This is a genomic window from Bosea sp. RAC05, from assembly GCF_001713455.1.
In the GTDB taxonomy this organism is placed as follows: Bacteria; Pseudomonadota; Alphaproteobacteria; order Rhizobiales; family Beijerinckiaceae; genus Allobosea.
On sequence record NZ_CP016464.1, the window covers coordinates 623,898 to 642,294 of the forward strand.

Consider the following 18,397-nt stretch of genomic DNA (forward strand, 5'->3'; position numbering starts at 1 on the left):
CAGTCCGTCTCAGAGATCGGCGGCGGTCAGCACCACCGCATAGCGTGCCGGGACCTCGCCCGGATTGTGGAAGGCGATTGGCCCGTCGAGCAGCATAGCGAGGCAGTCCCCCGCCGCCAGCCGATGCTCGCGTCCGCCGACGGAGAGGGTGAGCTCGCCCTCCAGCAGCCAGAGCTGCTGGTCGAGCCGGAAGCCGCCGCGCGGCGCGTCGAGCAGGACACGCGCGCGCGCCGGCATCTCGACCTCCACGATCTCGAGGCGGGAGCCCGTTCCAGCCGGCGAGACGCTGCGCCGGACATAGCCGCTGTCGGGGTCGGTCCAGACCGGCTGCTCGCCGCGCCTTGCCAGCGGGCCGCCTTGGGCCTCGTCGCGGAAAAGGGCGGAGAGCAACACGCCGAGCCCGGCGCAGAGCCGGTCCAGCAGGGCCGCCGTCGGGCTCGATTCGCCGCGTTCCACCCGCGAGATCATCGCGCGGCTGACGCCGGAGCGTGCCGCGAGCTGGTCGAGTGTCAGGCCTCGGGCCTGGCGCAGCCCCTTGATGCGGGTGCCGAGACGGCGGTCCAGGTCGATATCAACGAACGAATCCATGATAAAAGAATATTTCTATGATCTCAGAAATCAAGGGATTTCCAGCCGAACCGCCCCCTACGCGCTCGCACAGTCCGTCAACGCGGATTTCACCACGATTCCACCTTCCCGCCAGCGACCGGGCCGATCTTTCCAAAACATGAGGGAAACCGCGCTCATATGAAGGGAACGACGCCCAGAAGGGCGCTGGTCGAGGGAACGGCCATGAATCGAGGTCTGGAGTGGCTTGGAAAGGCCGTCGTCGGCTTCATCACCCGCGGCAGAGCAGAGCCGCGCGCCTGCGACGAGAAGGCCCTGGCGAGGCTGCGCTCGGCGCTGCGTCCCGGCGACGTGCTGCTGGTCGAGGGCGGCATGAAGGTCTCCTCGGCGATCAAATACCTGACGCAGTCGACCTGGTCTCACGCCGCGCTCTATGTCGGTGACACCGGTCAGTGCACGGATGACGGCGAGCCGCTCGTCCTGGCCGAGGTCGAGATGGATGTCGGTTGTGTGCTCTCGCCCTTGTCGAAATACGGCGCCTTCGGCACCCGCATCTGTCGTCCCCAGGCCCTGGACGGCGAGGGGGCGGCGATCGTCGTCGACTATGTCCTCGGCCGGCTCGGCACCCAGTACGACCTCAAGAACATCATCGACCTGATGCGCTGGCTGGTTCCCTTGCCCTGGGCGCCGAAATCCTGGCGCCGGCGCATGATCGCGCTCGGCTCGGGCGATCCGACGCGGGCGATCTGCTCGACCCTGATCGCCCAGGCCTTCGAGGCGGCGCGCTATCCCGTCCTGCCGACGATCGAATATGCCCGCGCCATGGACGAGGCGGATTTCGAGGAGATTCTGCACATCCGGCACCATTCGCTCTACATGCCGCGCGATTTCGACATTTCCCCCTATTTCGCCGTGGTGAAGCCGACGCTGGAGGCGGGCTTCGACTATCGCGCCCTGACCTGGGCGAAGGGCGAGCGCGTCGAGCCCCACCCGCCCCTGCCGGCGGGCAGCTCGCAATGGGCCGGGCAATCGTAACGCCACAGCGGCAAAACGCGCCGGCAGGCCGCGGCTTCATGCCCTTGGCGCAGTGCGGCAACGCTGCTATCTGCGCGAGATGAGCACGAAGTCCTTCGACAACATCCGCAACTTCTCGATCGTCGCCCATATCGACCATGGCAAGTCGACGCTGGCCGACCGGTTGATCCAGACCACCGGCACGGTGGCAGCGCGCGACATGAGCGAGCAGATGCTCGACTCGATGGATATCGAGAAAGAGCGCGGCATCACCATCAAGGCGCAGACCGTCCGGCTCGATTATCGCGCCCAGGACGGCAAGGATTACATCCTGAACCTGATGGACACGCCCGGCCATGTCGACTTCGCCTATGAGGTCTCGCGCTCGCTGGCGGCCTGCGAGGGCTCGCTCCTGGTCGTCGACGCCTCGCAGGGCGTCGAGGCGCAGACGCTGGCGAACGTCTACCAGGCGCTCGACGCCGGCCACGAGATCGTCACCGTCCTCAACAAGATCGACCTGCCCGCCGCCGAGCCCGAGCGCATCAAGCAGCAGATCGAGGACGTGATCGGCCTCGACGCCTCGGAAGCCGTCGCGATCTCGGCCAAGACCGGCATCAACATCGAGGGTGTTCTGGAGGCGATCGTCCAGAAGCTGCCGGCCCCCAAGGGTGACAGCGAGGCCCCGCTGAAATGCCTGCTGGTCGACAGCTGGTATGACGCCTATCTCGGCGTCGTCGTGCTCGTGCGCGTCATCGACGGCGTGCTGAAAAAGAACATGACCATCCGCATGATGCGCGCCAACGCCGCCTATGGCGTCGACCGCGTCGGCGTGTTCAAGCCCAAGATGCAGGAGGTCAAGGAACTCGGCCCCGGCGAGGTCGGCTTCTTCACTGCCTCGATCAAGGAGGTCGCCGACACCGCGGTCGGCGACACCATCACCGACGAGAAGCGCCAGACGCCCCAGGCCCTGCCGGGCTTCAAGCCGGTGCAGCCGGTGGTGTTCTGCGGCATCTTCCCGGTCGATGCGGCCGATTTCGAGACGCTGCGCGCCGCGATGAGCCGCCTGCGCCTGAACGACGCCAGCTTCTCCTACGAGATGGAGACCTCGGCCGCGCTCGGCTTCGGCTTCCGCTGCGGCTTCCTCGGGCTGCTGCATCTGGAGATCATCCAGGAGCGGCTGGAGCGCGAGTTCAACCTGAACCTGATCTCGACCGCGCCCTCGGTCGTCTACCATCTCAAGCTGCGCGACGGCACGGTGCTGGAACTGCACAACCCCGCCGACATGCCCGACGTGATGAAGATCGACACGATCGAAGAGCCCTGGATCAAGGCGACGATCTTCACCCCCGACGAGTATCTCGGGTCCGTGCTGAAGCTCTGCCAGGACCGCCGCGGCGTCCAGACCGACCTGTCCTATGTCGGGTCCCGCGCCAAGGTCGTCTACGACCTGCCGCTGAACGAGGTCGTGTTCGATTTCTACGACCGGCTGAAGTCGATCTCGAAGGGCTATGCCTCCTTCGACTACGCCATCACCGACTACCGCGAGGGCGACCTCGTGCGCATGTCGATCCTGGTCAATGCCGAGCCGGTCGATGCGCTCTCCATGCTGGTCCACCGCTCGCGGGCCGACGCCCGCGGCCGCGCGATGTGCGAGAAGCTGAAGGACCTGATCCCGCCGCACATGTTCCAGATCCCCGTCCAGGCGGCGATCGGCGGCAAGATCATCGCGCGCGAGACGATTCGCGCGCTGCGCAAGGACGTGACCGCCAAGTGCTACGGCGGCGACGCCACCCGCAAGCGCAAGCTTCTGGAGAAGCAGAAGGAAGGCAAGAAGAAGATGCGGCAGTTCGGCAAGGTCGAAATCCCGCAGGAAGCCTTCATCGCCGCGCTGAAGATGGACAGCTGAGCGGCTGATCGCCACGCAGCCAATGGGGCTGTTCCGTCATGGTCGGGCTTGTCCCGACCATCCACGCCTTCCTCGATACAGGCCGGTGTTCAAGACGTGGATGCTCGCCACGAGGGCGAGCATGACGGCGCGGGTCTGTTGTCCCGAACTCACCAGCCCAGCGCGCAGCCATCCTTGCGGTGGTCGGAGCCCGCCGAGAGCGCGCCCGTGACGGGATCGATCGCGATCGCCTGGCCGCCGCCGATCGCGGCGCCCGGCGCCGTGAAGACGAAGCCGCGGCGCTCCAGCTCGGCGCGCACGGCCGCAGGCACCGTCTTTTCCGCCTCGATCGCAACCTGCCCCGGGCGCGGGAAGATGCGCGGCAGCGAGATCGCGGTCTGCAGGTCCAGCCCGTAATCCAGCAGCTTGCTGACCAGATGGGCGTGGCCCATCGCCTGGTAGTGGCCGCCCATCACGCCGAAGGACAGGCAGACCTTGCCGTCGCGCAGCATCATGCCGGGGATGATCGTGTGCAGCGGGCGCTTGCGCGGCGCGATCGCGTTCGGGTGCCCGGCCTTCAGCACGAAGCCCTGGCCACGGTTCTGCAGCAGCACGCCGCTCTTCGGTGCAACCAGCGCCGCGCCGAAGGGGTGGAACACCGAGTTGATGAAGCTCACCGCCATCCCGTCGCCGTCGACCACGCTGATATAGACGGTGTCGGCATGCTCCACTTCGGTGGGCGCGAAGCTCGGCAGCTCCTTGATCGCCTGCTTCAGGTCGATCTGGCCGCGCAGCTGCGCCGCCAGCTCCTCCGAGAGCAGCCAGTCCAGCGGCACGGCGCTCTGGCTCGGATCGGCCAGCACGGCGTCGCGCACCGAATAGGCGAGCCTGGCCGCCTCGATTTCGATATGCAGCCGGTCGGCGGAGAGCGGGTCCTCGCCCGGCTCGAAGCCCGAGAGGATGTTGAGGATCATCAGCGCGATCACGCCCTGGCCGGCGGGCGGGCACTCGAACACGTCATGGCCGCGGAAGCGGGTGTGGATCGGCGTGACATAGCCGCCCTTGGCGTCGCGGAAATCCTCGAGGGTATGCAGGCCGCCGAGTTCGCGCAGCCGGTCGACCATGTCCTGCGCAATCTCGCCCTCGTAGAAGGCGCTCGGCCCCTTCTCGGCGATGGCCTGCAGCGTCGCGGCGAGCTCGCGCTGGTGGTGGATCTCGCCGGCGCGCGGCGCGCGACCCTCGGGCAGGAAGACGCGCGCCGTCGGCTCGTCCTTGGCCATCAGCGCGGCCTGCCCGGCCCAGTCGGCCGCGGCGCGCGGCGCCACCACATAGCCGTCTCGCGCCAGCGCGATCGCGGGCTGCAGGAGCTGCGCCAGCGGCAGGCGGCCATGGTCCTTGACCAGCGTCGCCCAGGCCTCGACCGAGCCCGGAATCGTCACCGCGTGGGGGGACTGGCGCGGAATCTCGCTGACGCCCTGCTCCCGATACCAGTCGAGCGTCGCCGCCGCCGGCGCCCGGCCCGAGCCGTCATAGGCGAGGACGGTGTCGCTCCCGCCCTTCGCCATCAGCACGAAGCAGTCGCCGCCGATGCCGGTCGAGCCCGGCTCGACCACGCATTGCACGGCACACGCCGCCACCGCCGCGTCGATCGCATTGCCGCCGGCCTGCAGGATGTTGATCGCGGTGAGCGTCGCGGTCGGGTGCGAGGTCGCGGCCATGCCGCGCCGGCCCATCACCACCGAACGGCCGGGGAGTTCGTAGTCGCGCTGGTTCGGCTGGCTCACGTCGTCGTCTCCCGAGGCTCGGCCGGCTTGCGCCGGCTCTCCCGATCGCACTCGCCCAGCCGGCCGGATTTGGCAAGCGCCCCCGGCGCGCTGCGGCCCTGCGATGGGTTCCACACGGGCCGGCGCGCTGATACGACCGGGAGATCGCGAAGAGATTCCGGCCTGCAGGAATCCGAAGCTGGGGAGACCGCCACCGTGCCGCTACCGACCACGCTCGCCGGGCGCCTGCGCCTGCCCGCCATCGCCTCGCCGATGTTTCTCGTCTCGGGCCCCGATCTCGTGGTCGAGACCTGCAAGGCCGGCATTCTCGGCACCTTCCCGGCGCTGAACCAGCGCACGAGCGAAGGCTACGAGGCCTGGCTGACGGAGATCGAGGGGCGTCTCGCCGACGTGCCGGACGCCGCGCCCTATGGCGTCAACCTCATCGTCCACCGCTCCAATCCGCGGCTGGAGGCGGATCTGGCGATCACCGCGAAGCACAAGGTGCCGCTGGTGATCACCTCGCTCGGCGCGGTCCCCGATCTGGTCAAGGCCGTGCATGGCTATGGCGGCCTCGTCTTCCACGACGTCATCAGCCTGCGCCATGCCCAGAAGGCGGCCGAGGCCGGCGTCGACGGCATCATCGCGGTCGCGGCCGGCGCCGGTGGCCATGCCGGCACAATGAGCCCCTTCGCGCTGGTCTCCGAGATTCGGCGTTTCTTTGCCGGCACGATCGTGCTGGCGGGCGCGATCTCGAACGGCGCCCAGATCGCAGCCGCCCAGCTCATGGGGGCCGATCTCGCCTATCTCGGCACGCGTTTCATCGCGACGACCGAGAGCATGGCGGACCCCGAATACAAGGCGATGCTGCTGCGCAGCCAGGCCTCCGACATCCTCTACACGCCGGCCATCAGCGGCGTGAACGCCAACTTCATGCGCGAGAGCATCCAGGCCGCGGGGCTCGATCCAGACAACCTCACCGGCCACGGCAAGCTCGATCTCGGCAACGAGGCCAAGGTTTGGAAGACGATCTGGTCGGCCGGCCAGGGCGTCGGCGCAATCGAGGACGTGCCGACGACGGCCGAACTCGGCGCGCGTCTGCTGGCGGAATACCGTCAGGCGCGGGCCTCGCTCGCGGGCTGAGCGCGCCGGCTGACCTTGCCGTCATTGCGAGCGCAGCGAAGCAATCCAGAGGACGTCGAGCGAGCCTTCTGGATTGCTTCGCTTCGCTCGCAATGACGATTTGACGCGCGAGTGCCGGGTCATCCCGGGCTTGCCCGGGATGACGGTGCTGGTTCGGAGCCAGCTGCCGCCCGATCAGCCCTTCAGCTTGGCGTTGCACTGGCTCCAGTAGCCGCCGCCCTTCTCGATCCACTTCAGCTCGCCATTGGCGTTGGCAGCCTTGTTGGCGTTGTACTGGTCGGCGCAGGTCTTGAGACGGGCCTTGCCGGCGGTGAGGTCGTTGTACTTGGTCGCCACCGCCTTCGGGAACACGGCGGGCTTGACCTTGGCCGTCGCGGCGGCGGGCTTGGGAGGCGTGGCGGCCGCGGGAGCGCTGGCGGGTGTCGCGGCCGGCTTGGCGGGCTCGCTCACGGCGGCGGCGGCCTCGGCCTCGTCGGCGTCATCGTCGGCGCATTGCGCCTTGCGGAATTCGTTCCACTTCTGGCCCTTCAGCGTGTTGGCCGTCTTCGCCGCCTGATACTTGGCGCTGCATTCCTTCATCGTCAGGGCCGCCGCGGGAGTGATCGGCAGGGCCGTCAGCGCCAGCAGGGCAGCGCCGGCAAGGATGGTAGTCCTCAACATGGTCGTCTCCATCGCAAGGGCTCGTCTGCCCCTGCGGCATGGCACTCCCATTCCGCACGGCTGGCAAGCGGCATTTTCAAGGCGAAGCGGGTGCCTGCCCGCCTTGGGAGATCAGGCCAGCGAGCGCAGGTCGAAGGCGGGGTCCGCTGCCTGCTCCGGCGTCGGCGAGACGCCCGCCGCGATCAGGCGCCGCCCCATCATGTGATCGGCGGGGCGGTTGATGCTCTCGATCGCGACGAGCCGCTCGCCATCATAGCGAAACAGCGAAAAGCGCCCCTCGGCCGGCGAGCCGCGCAGCACGGCTTGTCCCCCCGGAACGCCGAGGCCGACCATCTGGAGCTTGACGTTATACTGGTCCGACCAGAACCAGGGAACGGCCGCATAGGGCTCCGCCCGGCCGGCGATGGCGCAGCCGGTGGCGCGCCCCTGGTCGTTGGCGTTCTGCACTGAACTCAGACGCAGGCGCCGCCCCGCATGGACATTCGGGTGGCTGGTGCAATCGCCCGCCGCGAAGATCAGCGGGTCCGACGTCCGCCCGAAGGCGTCGACCGCGATCCCGTCATCGAGCGCGAGACCTGCCGCTGCGGCCAGCTCGACATTCGGCACGGCCCCGACTGCCGCCAGCACGAGGTCGCAGGGCAGGCGCGAACCGTCGGCGCAGACGACCGCCGTGACCTTGCCACCCTCGCCCTCGATGCGCTCGACGCGCGTGTCGAGGCGGATGGCGACGCCATGGCGCTCATGCACGCCCTGCATATAGGCGGAGATCTCCGGCGCGACGGCATGGCCGATCAGCCGCGGCCCGGCCTCGACCACCGTGACCTGCTTGTCCAGCGTGACGGCCGCCGATGCGACCTCGAGCCCGATGAAGCCGCCGCCGATGATCACGATTGCCTGCGCCGCGGCAAGGCGCGTGCTGAGCGCCTGCGCATCGTCGAGCGAACGCAGGGAGACGACGCCGTCGAGAGCGGCACCCTCACAACGCAGCAGCGCCGCCCGTGCGCCGGTCGCGAGTGCGAGCTGCCCGTAGCCGAGCACCGAGCCGTCCGCGAAGTGCACCTGTCGAGCCTCGCGGTCGAGCATCACTGCATGGCGGAGCGGCAGGAAGGAGATGCCGGCCTCGGCGAAGAAGGAGGCCGCCTTCAGCGGCAGATGGGCCCCGGCCTTGCCGAGCAGGAAGCCCTTCGACAGGGGCGGCCGCTGATAGGGCAACTCGGCCTCGTCGCCCGCTAGCGCGATGCGGCCGGCAAAGCCGGCCTCGCGGGCGGCCGCGGCAATGGCGAGCCCCGCATAGGAGGCGCCGATCACCAGAAGATCGAAGGCGTCGGCGGTCGGCGGGGTCGGGGAAGGGGTGGTCGGCATCGGGCGGACGTCCAGGCTCTCTGCTCCCGGACGGATCTCCGGGGCGCACCACGCCCGAAGGCGCGCCCCGTATCTAGGCGAGACCGCCGCCGCCGCCTATCCGAAAAGCAAAGGCGGCGGCTGCGGCCAATGCAGCGGAAGGGGCTTCAGAACGAGGTCGTCAGCCGCGTCAGCCACTCCGGCGAGGCCGCGACGAGGGCGGCTTCGAGGCTCTTGTCCCAGCCGGTGAGGATCAAGATGCCGACGGCGACCAGGAAGCCGCCCAGCGCCGTCTTGAAGCCCTGCCCCGCCGACATCATGCGGTTGCGCAGGCTCGTCAGCCGGGCCCGGGACAGCATGCCGAGCGCGATCAGCGGCAGGCCGGCCCCGACACCGAAGGCGAGCATGGTCAGCGCGACCGCGCCGAGATTCTCGCCCTGCGCGGCGAGAACCGACGCCGCCCCCAGCGTCGGCCCGACGCAGGGGCTCCAGACCGCGCCGAGCAGGAGCCCGACGCCGAACTGGCCGCGCAGGCCGTTCGGCGAGAAGCCGCCGAAGCGCTGCTCGGTCCAGTTGCTGAGCGGGCCGCCCGCCGCCGCAACCCGTGCATGCAGCACGGGCAGCATCAGCACGAGGCCGAGCAGCACGAGCATGATCGCCGCGGCCATCCGGAAGACGCCGGTGTCGAGCCCGATCGCGAAGCCGATCGTCGCCACGAAGAGACCGATCGCGGTGAAGGACAGCGCCAGCCCCGCCGCCAGCGCGACCGGCCCATGCTTGTGCTCCGAGACCGCCGTGCCGAGCACGATCGGCAGCAGCGGCAGGACGCAGGGCGACAGGATCGACAGGATCCCTGCAACGAGGGCGAAGCCGGCACTGGCCATGATGCGTCAGCCTCAGATCGCGCGGGCGAGGAGGGCTTCGATCGACGCCTTGTTGGTGTCGCCGACCGAGCGCCCCATTTCCGCACCGCCCTTGAAGACGATCAGCGTGCTCTGCTGCTGGGCCTTGAAGCCGCGCAGCGCGTCCTTCTGGCTGTCGAAGTCGACATTGAAGACGACGAGGTTCTTGAAGCGCGGCTGCTTGGCGAGTTCGGACAGGATCGGCGCCTGGGCCTTGCAGGTCGGGCACCAGGGCGCGGAGACGTCGATCAGCACCGACTTGCCGGCCTTCATCGCGGCGTCGAAGGCGGCCTGCGAGAAGGCCGATTTGTCGAGGGCGAAGGCCGGGAAACCCGACAGCATGACGACGGAGGCGGCGAGGGCTGTGAGTGCGTGACGACGGTTGAGCATGGGAACCTCTGCGGATGACAGGACGGCGGGACACTGAGGAGCCGACTTTCACCTCTTCGGCCCGCCGGGTGTGTCCGTTACGTCTTCACATCGAGTTGATGACGCGTCGCGGATGAGGCCCGGCCCGAGGACAGTCCGAGACCATGAGCCGCTCAGGCCTCCGCCTGAGCCCTGCCCCGCGCTGCGAAGTGCCCGTCTCCGGTCCTGGCCCCTAACCTGGCTGCGCTCTGGCCTGAGGCCGGTGGCACAGGGCAGGACCAGTGTCGTGGCGGCCGCTGCCACCAGGGCGGCGACATCACCCCTGGTCTGAGTCATCATGTCGGCGCTCCCCGTCGAAACCTCGGCGGTCGCCGCTGGGGGAGCGGAGCGGTCGCGGCCATGGGAGGCTGCGTGGAGATGGGAGCGTAACGAAACGCAGCCTTGCCCCGAAACGTGGTCACGGGCGGCGCCGGATCGTCAACGTCGCCCTACTCCATCCCGTCAATCCCCTGCATTCGATGATCGGGCCATGATGATGCAGCGATTCGATCTGATCCTCGCGGCCACCAACGCCGCTTTCACCGGCATGAGCGCGGCGACACATGCCGCCGCCGGGGCCTGGCCGCAGGCCCAAGTCCCGCACCGGCTGCTGGCGCTGGTCGCGCACGTCCATCGCTGGCGGCAGGGCTAGCCATGCTCGACCGCTTTCTGTTGCCCGTCGTCAAAAGCGTTCTGCAGCCGGTCGCCGCGGCCCTGGCGCGGCGCGGTGTCGGTGCGGACGGCCTGACGGTGACGGGCTTCGCCATCGGCCTGTGTGCCGTGCCGGCGCTGGCCCTGCAGTTCTACGGGGTCGCACTGATCGCGATCCTGGTCAGCCGGCTGTTCGATGCGTTGGACGGGGCGGTGGCGCGGCTCAACGGCCCGACCGAGCGCGGCGCCTTTCTCGACATCACGCTCGACTTTGCCTTCTATGGCTGCATTCCTCTGGGCTTCGCGCTGGCCGATCCGGCCCGGAATGCGCTGCCGGCGGCGGTGCTGCTTGCAGCCTTCATGGGTACGGGATCGAGCTTCCTCGCCTTCGCCGTCATCGCGGCCAAGCGCGGCCTGACCAGCGAGGTCTATCCGCAAAAGGGCATCTACTATCTCACCGGCCTGACCGAAGGCGCCGAGACGATCGCAGCCCTGGCCCTGATGTGCGTCGCCCCCGAGTCGTTTCCCCTCATCGCCTACGTCTTTGCCGCCGCCTGCCTCGTCACCACGCTGACGCGGCTGCGCCAGGGCTGGGTGGTCTTCGCGGCGCCGCCGGCCGCGACCGGCGACAGGCCCTTGCAGCCGCTGGCGCCGCGGGAGGATGCTTGAAGGGTCTCTGCCGGCGCGCTCGCCCGCACGCCGGCAGAACCGGTCAGTTCAGGAACTCCGGCGAGATCAGGCTCGGCAGGAACAGCGAGACGGTCGGCCACATGATGATCAGGGCGAGCACGATGAACATCGGCATCAGCATGATCATCGTGTCCTTGATGGCCGAGCGCATGCTGATGCCCGCGACCGAGCAGGCGATCATCAGGCACAGCCCATAGGGCGGCGTCACCAGCCCGAAGGCGAGGCTGACGATGCCGATCATGGCGAAATGCACCGGGTCCATCATCACCGTCTTGGCCAGCGGCGCGAGGATCGGCCCGACGATGATGATGGCGGGAATCGCATCGAGGAAACAGCCGACGAGCAGGAAGACGCCGGCGATGAAGAAGCCGGTCTCGTAGAAGCCCATGCCCCAGGCCGAGACGCCGGTCAGGATCGCCTGCGGCATCTTGTAATAGGCCATCAGCCAGCCGAAGGCCGACGCCGTGCCGACGCAGAACAGCGTCACGCCGGCGAGCTTGCCGGTGTCGAGCAGGGCCGCATAGAGCCCCTTCAGGTTCATCTCCCGATAGACGAGGAGCGACAGGAAGGCGGCATAGACCACGGCGATCGCCGCCGATTCGGTGGCGGTGAACCAGCCGAAGACCTTGCCGCCGATGATGATGCCGGGCGTCATCAGCGCCAGCGCGGCCCGCTCGACGGCCGAGAACACCTGCCTGACGGAGGAGCGCGGATAGGTCGGGTAGCCGCGCCGGACCGCATAGGCGTGGACCGTCGCCATCTGCGCCACGCCGATCAGCAGGCCGGGGATGACGCCGGCGAGGAAAAGCGCGCCGATCGAGGTCGTCAGGATCCCGCCCCAGACGATCATCAGGATCGAGGGCGGGATGATGACGGCGAGCACGGCCGAGACCGCGGTGATCGCGACCGAAAAGCTGTCGTCGTAGCCTTCCTTGCGCTGGGCCTCGATGAAGATCTTCGACTGGCTCGCGGCATCGGCCGTCGAGGAGCCGGAGATGCCGGCGAAGAAGAAGGACAGCACCACGTTGATCTGGGCCAGCCCGCCGGGAAAATGCCCGACGAGCGCCCGCGACAGGTTCATCAGCCGGTCGGTCACCCCGCCGACATTCATCAGATTGGCCGTCAGCAGGAAGAACGGCACGGCGAGCAGGATGAAGGAGTTGAACGCGTTGAACGTCTCGCTCATCAGCGTCATCGTATCGAGCCGGGGCTCGATGATCAGGATCGGCAGGCAGGCCAGGCCAAGCGCGAAAGCGACGGGAATCCGCAGGAACAGGCCGAGGAAGAAGCAGCCGAACAGGATGGAGGCAGCCTGGCCCGACGAGAGAACGCTGCCGGTCATGGGCTCAGGGTCTTTCCGAAGAGGACGCGAAGATCGTCGGTGAACTGTTCGCCGAGAAAGACGATCCAGCTCAGCCCGGCGATCGGCCAGGCGATGTGGATCAGCCAGAGCGGCAGTTCGGCCAGCTCGGAGGTCCGGTTCCAGGCGAAGCGCGTGAACTCGATGCCGCCGGTGACGAAGACGATGGCGATCGCGAGCACGCCGAGCTTGGCGACGATCCGCATGAAGGCATCGCCCCTGGCACCGAGCCGGGGCAGCAGGTCGACGTCGAAATGGGCGCTGTCACGCACACCCAGCATCGCGCCGATCATCACCGTCCAGATGAACAGGAAGCGGGCCAGTTCCTCGGTCCAGATATAGGACGGGATCAGGCTCGTGTAGCGCGAGATGATCTGCAGCATCACGGGCACCACCAGGATGCCGACGGAGACGACGACGACGGTCGACAGCAGTCGCGAATAGGCAGCCGTCATACGCCGCCACAGGCTGGGCCTGCCAGACAGAGAGGCATCCATGAAAGGGTTCCGCGTACGAAGGCAAAGCCCTGGGCGCAGGAGCGCCCAGGGTCGGCGGGATCGGGGCTGAGGGGTTCAGGCGCCGGCGATGGCGGTCTGGATGCCGCTGGCGTCGATTTCCTTCGCATAGGCCTGCATGATCGGCTCGGCGAGCTTCTGCATGGTCGGCCGGTCCTCGAACGGGATCCGCTTCAGGCGGCCCGCCGCCTCGAGCCTGGCGAGGATCTCGGAATCGCCGCTCGATTCGATCTTGCGCTCGTAATCGGCCGCTTCCTTGCCGGCCTGGATCACCGCGTCCTGAAGCTCCTTGGGCAGGGTCGCCATGGTCTTCATCGAGAAGCAGATCGGCCGGACCGAGACGGCGTGCTGCGTCATCAGGATGTTGGGCGCGACCTCGAAGAACTTCATCTGCTCGATGCCGGCCGCCTCGTTCTCGGCCGCCGAGATGACGTTGTTCTGGATGGCGTTGTAGATCTCGTTATAGGCGATCACCGTCGGCGACATGCCGATGGCCGCGAAGCTGCGCGACCAGATCGGCGCGCCCTGGACGCGGACCTTCAGGCCCTTGATCTCGGCGACGTTCTTCAGGGGCTTGTTGGCGAAGAGGTTGCGCACGCCGCCGCCGCCATAGCCGATCAGCCGGACGCCGGCCTTCTTCTCGATCTCGTCGGCGATCGGGTTGAGCAGACCCTTGTTCACCACCGCTTCCATATGGGGGAAGTCACGGAAGACGAAGGGCGCGTCGATGAAGGGCGCGGCCTTGGCGAAGGTCGACATATGGGCGGGCGAGACGATCGCGTAATCGACGTTCTTCCCCTGCGCCATATACTCGAAATACTGCTTCTCGAGCCCGAGCGAGGAATCCTTGTGCAGGGTGAAGTTCACCGGCTTGTTGTAGAGCGCCTTCACGCGCTCCTCGAACTTGAGGAGCCCCTGCGTGAACGGATGCGCGTCGCCGAACTGCACGGCGCCGACCAGCGTCGGCACGGCCTGGGCCCGGACGATGGCGGGGGCGGCGATGGTGGCGGCGACCGCGCCGATGCCCTTGAGCAAGACTCTGCGTTCCATGAAATTGTCCTCTCCCTGCACGCCCCTCTGATGGGAGCTGTCGGCAGTTTGTCAGACAAGATCCGATTTGGCCATCACCTTGAACGGCCGATCGAAAATGACTGAGAAGCCGCTGATATATCAATTGAAATGGGTGTTCGGCCTGCCTGGCGGGGCTTGGAGACGGTGGAAGCCGAGCGTACCGCGACTGGCTTCTCTTGCGCGAGTTGCGGCGGCGAAGCTTGCTGCCGCCGATCCCGCACTGGCGTTCGCAGAATAAAGCGGCATGATCAGCAGCGGTCGCGTCACATGTTGAAAGTCGGACCCGAGATGAACGGCGCCCCCGCTCGCGAGCCGGCTTTGTGGCGGCGCATCCTGCAGTGTCCGTTCACCCGTCTGATCCTGCTCGGCGGGCCGCTTGTCGTCATGATGGCCGTCAGCGACGACCTCATGAAGCATTTCAAGGCGGCGCCGTTGAAATCCATCGCGGCCGCAGCGGGTATGGCGGCCCTCGCGACCGCCTTCTATGCGGGATACGCGCGCTGGGTCGAACGCCGTCCGGTCGGCGAACTGTCCCTGTCGGGCGCGGGACGGGAATGGGTGACCGGGCTGCTGATCGGCGCGGGCCTCTACAGCGCCTGCGTCGTGATCCTGATCGCCCTCGGCATGTACCGCATCGAGGGCTTGAACCCCTGGGTGTTCGTGATCCCGGCTGTCGCGATGGCGCTGAAGTCGGGCGTCTTCGAGGAGTTGATCTTTCGAGGCGTGCTGTTCCGCTCCGTCGAGGACATCTTCGGCAGCTGGATTTCGCTGGCGGTCTCCGCCCTTGTGTTCGGCCTCGTGCATCTGGCGAATCCGGCGGGCACCATCCTGGGCGCGATCTACATCAGCATCGAGGCGGGCCTGCTGCTGGCCGCGGCCTATATGCTGACCCGTCGTCTCTGGCTCAGCATCGGCTTCCACATGGCGTGGAACTACACCCAGTCCGCGATTTTCTCGGGGATCGTCTCCGGGAACGCGCCCGAGCCGGGCCTGATCCGCTCCAACATCAAGGGGCCCGACCTGCTCACCGGCGGCAGTTTCGGCCTGGAATCGTCGCTGATCGCCTTTGCGCTCTGCACCGCGACGGGCGTGGTGATGCTGATCATGGCGCTCCGGCGCGGCAGGATCGTGCCGCCAATCTGGAAGCGCGGCGGCTGAGCCGCTCCGGGCGCATCAAACCGTCGACGGTCGCATTGGCAGCAGTGCTGAGGGCTGGCGGACAGGGCGGGATTCGAACCCGCGATACGGTTTCCCGTATACACACTTTCCAGGCGTGCGCCTTCAACCACTCGGCCACCTGTCCGGCGCGCTGCTTATGACCGCCGAGCCGGCTTCTTTCAAGGGCGATCTGTCGGTGATCCGCAGATCGGCCGAAATCGGCTTTGGGCTTGGTTGCAAAGCGGGAAGTGAAGGGGCACATCGGGGCGGTGATCGATGACCGGGTGAGCGGCGGCGCGCCTCTCGCCCGTCGCATCGAGGGAACGACCCGGCCCTGAACCGGGCGGCGGGTCGGTCGGGAGAACGGATGGTGCGGTTTCTGCTGCGGCTTGCCGGTTATCTGCTCGTGGCGGCCGGCTTCGTCTCGCTGGTGATCGACGGCGCCCGCTCGATCGCCAATTCCGGCCTCAACTACACGCCGCTCGACCTGGCGCTGTCGACGCTGGCGGGTGTGCGCGGCGAGGCCCTGAAGCCGCTGGTCGAGCGCAGCCTGCATCCCTGGCTGTGGGACCCCGTCCTGGTCCATCTCCTGCAGGTTCCCGCCGCGCTCCTCGCCTTCCTGTTCGGCTTCCTGCTGCTCAGGCTCGGAGCGCCGCGCGAAGCCGCCATCGGCATCGTCACGAGACGGTGAAGAACCGCGCGGCGCGTCGTGCCTGTCGGAACGCCGGACTCATCCCCATATCCTGCGCCGAAACCGTGATGGAGACCGCCATGTTCTTCCTGCGCAAGAAGACCGCCTTGCCCGAGGCCCATGAGGCCCTGCCCGGCCGCGACACGCCGATCCCGACCGCCGAGCGCCATTTCCTCAGCAAGCGCCCGCTCGCCGGCCCCTATCCGGAGGGGATGCAGGTCGCGATCTTCGGGCTGGGCTGCTTCTGGGGCGCCGAGCGCAAGTTCTGGCAGATGGGCGAGGGCATCTGGACGACCGCGGTCGGCTACATCGCGGGCTTCACCCCGAATCCGACCTATGAAGAGGTCTGCTCGGGCCGCACCGGCCACAACGAGGTGGTTCTGGTCGTCTTCGATCCGGCTGTGCTTCCCTATGAGGCGCTGCTCAAGACCTTCTGGGAGAGCCATGACCCGACCCAGGGCATGCGCCAGGGCAATGACGTCGGCACGCAGTACCGCTCCGGCATTTATGTGACGGATGCGCAGCAGCGCGCCGTCGCCGAGCGCTCGCGCGGCGACTACCAGCAGGCGCTGGCGGCGCGCGGCTACGGGCCGATCACCACCGAGATCCTCGACGCACCGACGTTCTATTTCGCCGAGGACTATCACCAGCAGTATCTCGCCAAGAACCCGGCCGGCTATTGCGGGCTGGGCGGCACCGGCGTGTCCTGCCCGATCGGCGTGGGCGTCGCGGCCGCCTGACGGCCCGGCTTGCCGGATCGGCAGGGAGCGTGGCAGATGCCGCCGCGAAGCGGTGAGGGGCGAAAGACGATGGCGGGACAGGGGATCGACGAGACGGACGCGGGTGAGCCGAGCAGCGGGGCCGCGTCGCGGGGCTTTGGCGCCGCGCTCTCCTTCAGCCGCTGGCTGCTGGCCCCCTTCTACCTGATGCTGGTCGTCGGTCTGGCCGGCCTTCTGCTCAAGGCGCTGCAGGAAGCCTGGCACTTCATCACCCATGTCTTCACCGCCACCGAGGCCGAGGTCATCCTCGCCGTGCTCGCGCTGATCGACCTCACCTTCACCGGTTCGCTGATCGTGATCGTGATCTTCTCGGGCTATGAGAACTTCGTCGCCAAGATCGATGCCGGCACCAGCCGCAACTGGCCGGAATGGATGTCGAAGATCGACTTCTCCGGGCTCAAGCTGAAGCTGATCTCGTCGATCGTCGCGATCTCCGCCATCCAGCTCCTCAAGGCCTTCATGAACGTGAAGGGCACCAGCGACCGCGACCTGATGTGGTATGTCGTGGTCCATATCGTCTTCGTGGTCTCCGGGCTGGTCATGGCCTGGACCGACCGGATCTCCGGCGAGGCGAGTGGCGGCAAGAAGGGCAAGGGGGCGCCGGCCGCGCCCTCGTCCTGACGCCCGCGTGTCGACGGCACAACCGTGCCTTAACTTTTCGGTTGATCGGCGCGGCAAAGCCCAAGACAGTGCCTCCCCTCACCGGGGAGTCCGACATGTCACTGCATCTTCGTTCGAAATTCGTCGTCGCCGGCCTTGCTCTGGGCGGCGCGGCCCTCGCCGCTGGCCTCGCTCTGGCCCAGGCGCCCGCCTTCTTCCGCATCGGCACGGGCGGCACGGCCGGGACCTATTATCCGATCGGGGGGCTGATCGCGAACGCGATCTCGGCACCGCCGCAGCTCGTTTCCACCGCGGTCGCCAGCAACGGCTCGGTCGCCAACGTCAACGCCATCGTCGGTGGCGCGGCCGAGTCCGGCTTCGCCCAGGCCGACGTGGCCTTCTGGGCCTATTCCGGCACCGGCGTCTTTGCCGGCAAGCCCAAGGTCGAGGAGCTGCGCTCGATCGCCAACCTCTATCCCGAGAGCGTCCACCTCGTTGTGCGCAAGGCCTCCAATGTGAAGAGCGTCGCCGACCTCAAGGGCAAGAAGGTCTCGCTCGACGAGCCCGGCTCCGGCACGCTGCTGAATGCCAAGGCGATCCTCGCCGCCTTCGGTGTCGGCGAGAAGGACATCACCCCCGAATATCTCAAGCCCAACCAGGCCGCCGAGAAGATGAAGGACGGCTCCGTCGATGCCTTCTTCTTCACCGGTGGTTTCCCGGCGGCGGCGATCTCGGAACTCGCCTCGACCGGCTCGGGCATCGACATCCTGCCGATCACCGGCGCGGCCGCCGAGAAGCTCGCCAAGGACTTCCCCTTCTTCGCCGTCGATGAGATTCCCGCTGGCACCTACAAGGATGTCGGCGCGGTCAAGACGGTGGCGGTCGGCGCCCATTGGGTGACGTCCTCCAAGATCTCGGCCGACACCGTCTATGCCGTCACCAAGGCGCTCTGGAGCGACAAGACCCGCGCGGCGCTCGATGCCGGCCATGCCAAGGGCAAGGCGATCCAGAAGGCGACAGCGCTCAACGGCCTCCTCGGCGTGCCGCTGCATCCCGGTGCCGAGCGCTTCTACAAGGAAGCCGGCCTGCTGAAGTAAGCAGGTCCCAACCGCTCACACCAAGCGCGCCGTCAGTCCGGACGAGCCGCGAAGCGGCGCCGATCCGGAATCCATCAAAGGCCAGCCCCTTTCGATGGATTC

General features: G+C 67.7%; 19 protein-coding genes and 1 tRNA gene. 10 read left to right on the plus strand and 10 right to left on the minus strand.

What is annotated here, in order from left to right; translation table 11 throughout:
• Positions 1–9: 9 nt before the first annotated feature.
• The gene (locus BSY19_RS06480; protein WP_069053434.1) at positions 10–588 is read right to left on the minus strand and encodes a helix-turn-helix domain-containing protein; all 579 of its coding nucleotides are present in this window, start codon (positions 586–588) and stop codon (positions 10–12) included.
• Between the two features lie 204 nt (positions 589–792).
• Between BSY19_RS06480 and BSY19_RS06485 the strand changes: the two genes are divergently transcribed.
• Together BSY19_RS06485 and lepA are read left to right on the plus strand one after the other, a co-directional pair.
• The gene (locus BSY19_RS06485; protein ID WP_069056900.1) at positions 793–1,602 is read left to right on the plus strand and encodes a C40 family peptidase; all 810 of its coding nucleotides are present in this window, start codon (positions 793–795) and stop codon (positions 1,600–1,602) included.
• Between the two features lie 79 nt (positions 1,603–1,681).
• Positions 1,682–3,487 carry a translation elongation factor 4 gene (gene lepA, locus BSY19_RS06490; protein WP_069056901.1) on the plus strand — a complete coding sequence of 602 codons (1,806 nt, stop codon included), beginning with the start codon at positions 1,682–1,684 and terminating at the stop codon, positions 3,485–3,487.
• Between the two features lie 149 nt (positions 3,488–3,636).
• Here lepA and ggt read toward each other — a convergent pair whose 3' ends face one another.
• Entirely contained in the window at positions 3,637–5,199 is a 1,563-nt protein-coding gene (ggt, locus tag BSY19_RS06495) for a gamma-glutamyltransferase (protein WP_069056902.1), read from the minus strand.
• 246 nt (positions 5,200–5,445) lie between these two features.
• On the opposite strand from ggt, the gene BSY19_RS06500 reads away from it, so the two are divergent.
• Positions 5,446–6,372 carry an NAD(P)H-dependent flavin oxidoreductase gene (locus BSY19_RS06500; RefSeq protein ID WP_069053435.1) on the plus strand — a complete coding sequence of 309 codons (927 nt, stop codon included), beginning with the start codon at positions 5,446–5,448 and terminating at the stop codon, positions 6,370–6,372.
• Positions 6,373–6,546: 174 nt separating this feature from the next.
• On the opposite strand, the gene BSY19_RS06505 is transcribed toward BSY19_RS06500, so the two are convergent.
• The 4 genes from BSY19_RS06505 to BSY19_RS06520 form a co-directional block, all read right to left on the minus strand.
• Positions 6,547–7,032, minus strand: a complete 486-nt coding sequence (locus tag BSY19_RS06505) for a hypothetical protein (RefSeq protein ID WP_069056903.1) — start codon at positions 7,030–7,032, stop codon at positions 6,547–6,549.
• Positions 7,033–7,143: 111 nt separating this feature from the next.
• Positions 7,144–8,394, minus strand: a complete 1,251-nt coding sequence (locus tag BSY19_RS06510) for an NAD(P)/FAD-dependent oxidoreductase (protein WP_069053436.1) — start codon at positions 8,392–8,394, stop codon at positions 7,144–7,146.
• Between the two features lie 146 nt (positions 8,395–8,540).
• On the minus strand, positions 8,541–9,257 hold the full coding sequence (locus BSY19_RS06515; RefSeq protein WP_083247430.1) for a cytochrome c biogenesis CcdA family protein: 717 nt from the start codon (positions 9,255–9,257) through the stop codon (positions 8,541–8,543).
• A 12-nt stretch (positions 9,258–9,269) separates the two neighbouring features.
• Positions 9,270–9,665: a thioredoxin family protein gene (locus BSY19_RS06520; protein ID WP_069053438.1), complete on the minus strand. Its 396-nt coding sequence runs from the start codon at positions 9,663–9,665 to the stop codon at positions 9,270–9,272.
• 508 nt (positions 9,666–10,173) lie between these two features.
• Between BSY19_RS06520 and BSY19_RS27905 the strand changes: the two genes are divergently transcribed.
• Both BSY19_RS27905 and BSY19_RS06525 read left to right on the plus strand, forming a co-directional pair.
• Complete coding sequence (locus tag BSY19_RS27905) at positions 10,174–10,335, plus strand: hypothetical protein (RefSeq protein ID WP_171905096.1); 162 nt, start codon at positions 10,174–10,176, stop codon at positions 10,333–10,335.
• A 2-nt stretch (positions 10,336–10,337) separates the two neighbouring features.
• Positions 10,338–11,003 (plus strand): CDP-alcohol phosphatidyltransferase family protein, encoded by a 666-nt coding sequence (locus BSY19_RS06525; RefSeq protein ID WP_069053439.1) that lies wholly within the window; start codon positions 10,338–10,340, stop codon positions 11,001–11,003.
• 43 nt (positions 11,004–11,046) lie between these two features.
• Here the strand turns inward: BSY19_RS06525 and BSY19_RS06530 are convergent, their stop codons facing one another.
• The 3 genes from BSY19_RS06530 to BSY19_RS06540 all read right to left on the minus strand — a co-directional run bounded on the left by BSY19_RS06530 (position 11,047) and on the right by BSY19_RS06540 (position 13,949).
• On the minus strand, positions 11,047–12,366 hold the full coding sequence (locus BSY19_RS06530) for a TRAP transporter large permease (protein WP_069053440.1): 1,320 nt from the start codon (positions 12,364–12,366) through the stop codon (positions 11,047–11,049).
• Complete coding sequence (locus BSY19_RS06535) at positions 12,363–12,881, minus strand: TRAP transporter small permease (RefSeq protein ID WP_069053441.1); 519 nt, start codon at positions 12,879–12,881, stop codon at positions 12,363–12,365. Before BSY19_RS06535 ends, BSY19_RS06530 begins: the two co-directional genes overlap by 4 nt.
• Before the next feature lie 75 nt (positions 12,882–12,956).
• Positions 12,957–13,949: a TRAP transporter substrate-binding protein gene (locus BSY19_RS06540; RefSeq protein WP_069053442.1), complete on the minus strand. Its 993-nt coding sequence runs from the start codon at positions 13,947–13,949 to the stop codon at positions 12,957–12,959.
• 165 nt (positions 13,950–14,114) lie between these two features.
• On the opposite strand from BSY19_RS06540, the gene BSY19_RS06545 reads away from it, so the two are divergent.
• Positions 14,115–15,128: a CPBP family intramembrane glutamic endopeptidase gene (locus BSY19_RS06545; protein WP_236840549.1), complete on the plus strand. Its 1,014-nt coding sequence runs from the start codon at positions 14,115–14,117 to the stop codon at positions 15,126–15,128.
• Between the two features lie 55 nt (positions 15,129–15,183).
• On the opposite strand, the gene BSY19_RS06550 is transcribed toward BSY19_RS06545, so the two are convergent.
• Positions 15,184–15,273 (minus strand) — tRNA-Ser (locus BSY19_RS06550).
• Between the two features lie 222 nt (positions 15,274–15,495).
• Here BSY19_RS06550 and BSY19_RS06555 point away from each other — a divergent pair.
• From BSY19_RS06555 to BSY19_RS06570, 4 genes are all read left to right on the plus strand, one after another.
• On the plus strand, positions 15,496–15,819 hold the full coding sequence (locus BSY19_RS06555; RefSeq protein ID WP_069053444.1) for a hypothetical protein: 324 nt from the start codon (positions 15,496–15,498) through the stop codon (positions 15,817–15,819).
• 80 nt (positions 15,820–15,899) lie between these two features.
• A complete protein-coding gene (gene msrA / locus BSY19_RS06560) occupies positions 15,900–16,559 on the plus strand; it encodes a peptide-methionine (S)-S-oxide reductase MsrA (RefSeq protein WP_069056904.1) in 660 nt (219 codons plus the stop codon).
• Positions 16,560–16,628: 69 nt separating this feature from the next.
• The gene (locus tag BSY19_RS06565; protein ID WP_069053445.1) at positions 16,629–17,219 is read left to right on the plus strand and encodes a TIGR00645 family protein; all 591 of its coding nucleotides are present in this window, start codon (positions 16,629–16,631) and stop codon (positions 17,217–17,219) included.
• 95 nt (positions 17,220–17,314) lie between these two features.
• Complete coding sequence (locus tag BSY19_RS06570; protein WP_069053446.1) at positions 17,315–18,295, plus strand: TAXI family TRAP transporter solute-binding subunit; 981 nt, start codon at positions 17,315–17,317, stop codon at positions 18,293–18,295.
• Positions 18,296–18,397 lie beyond the last annotated feature (102 nt).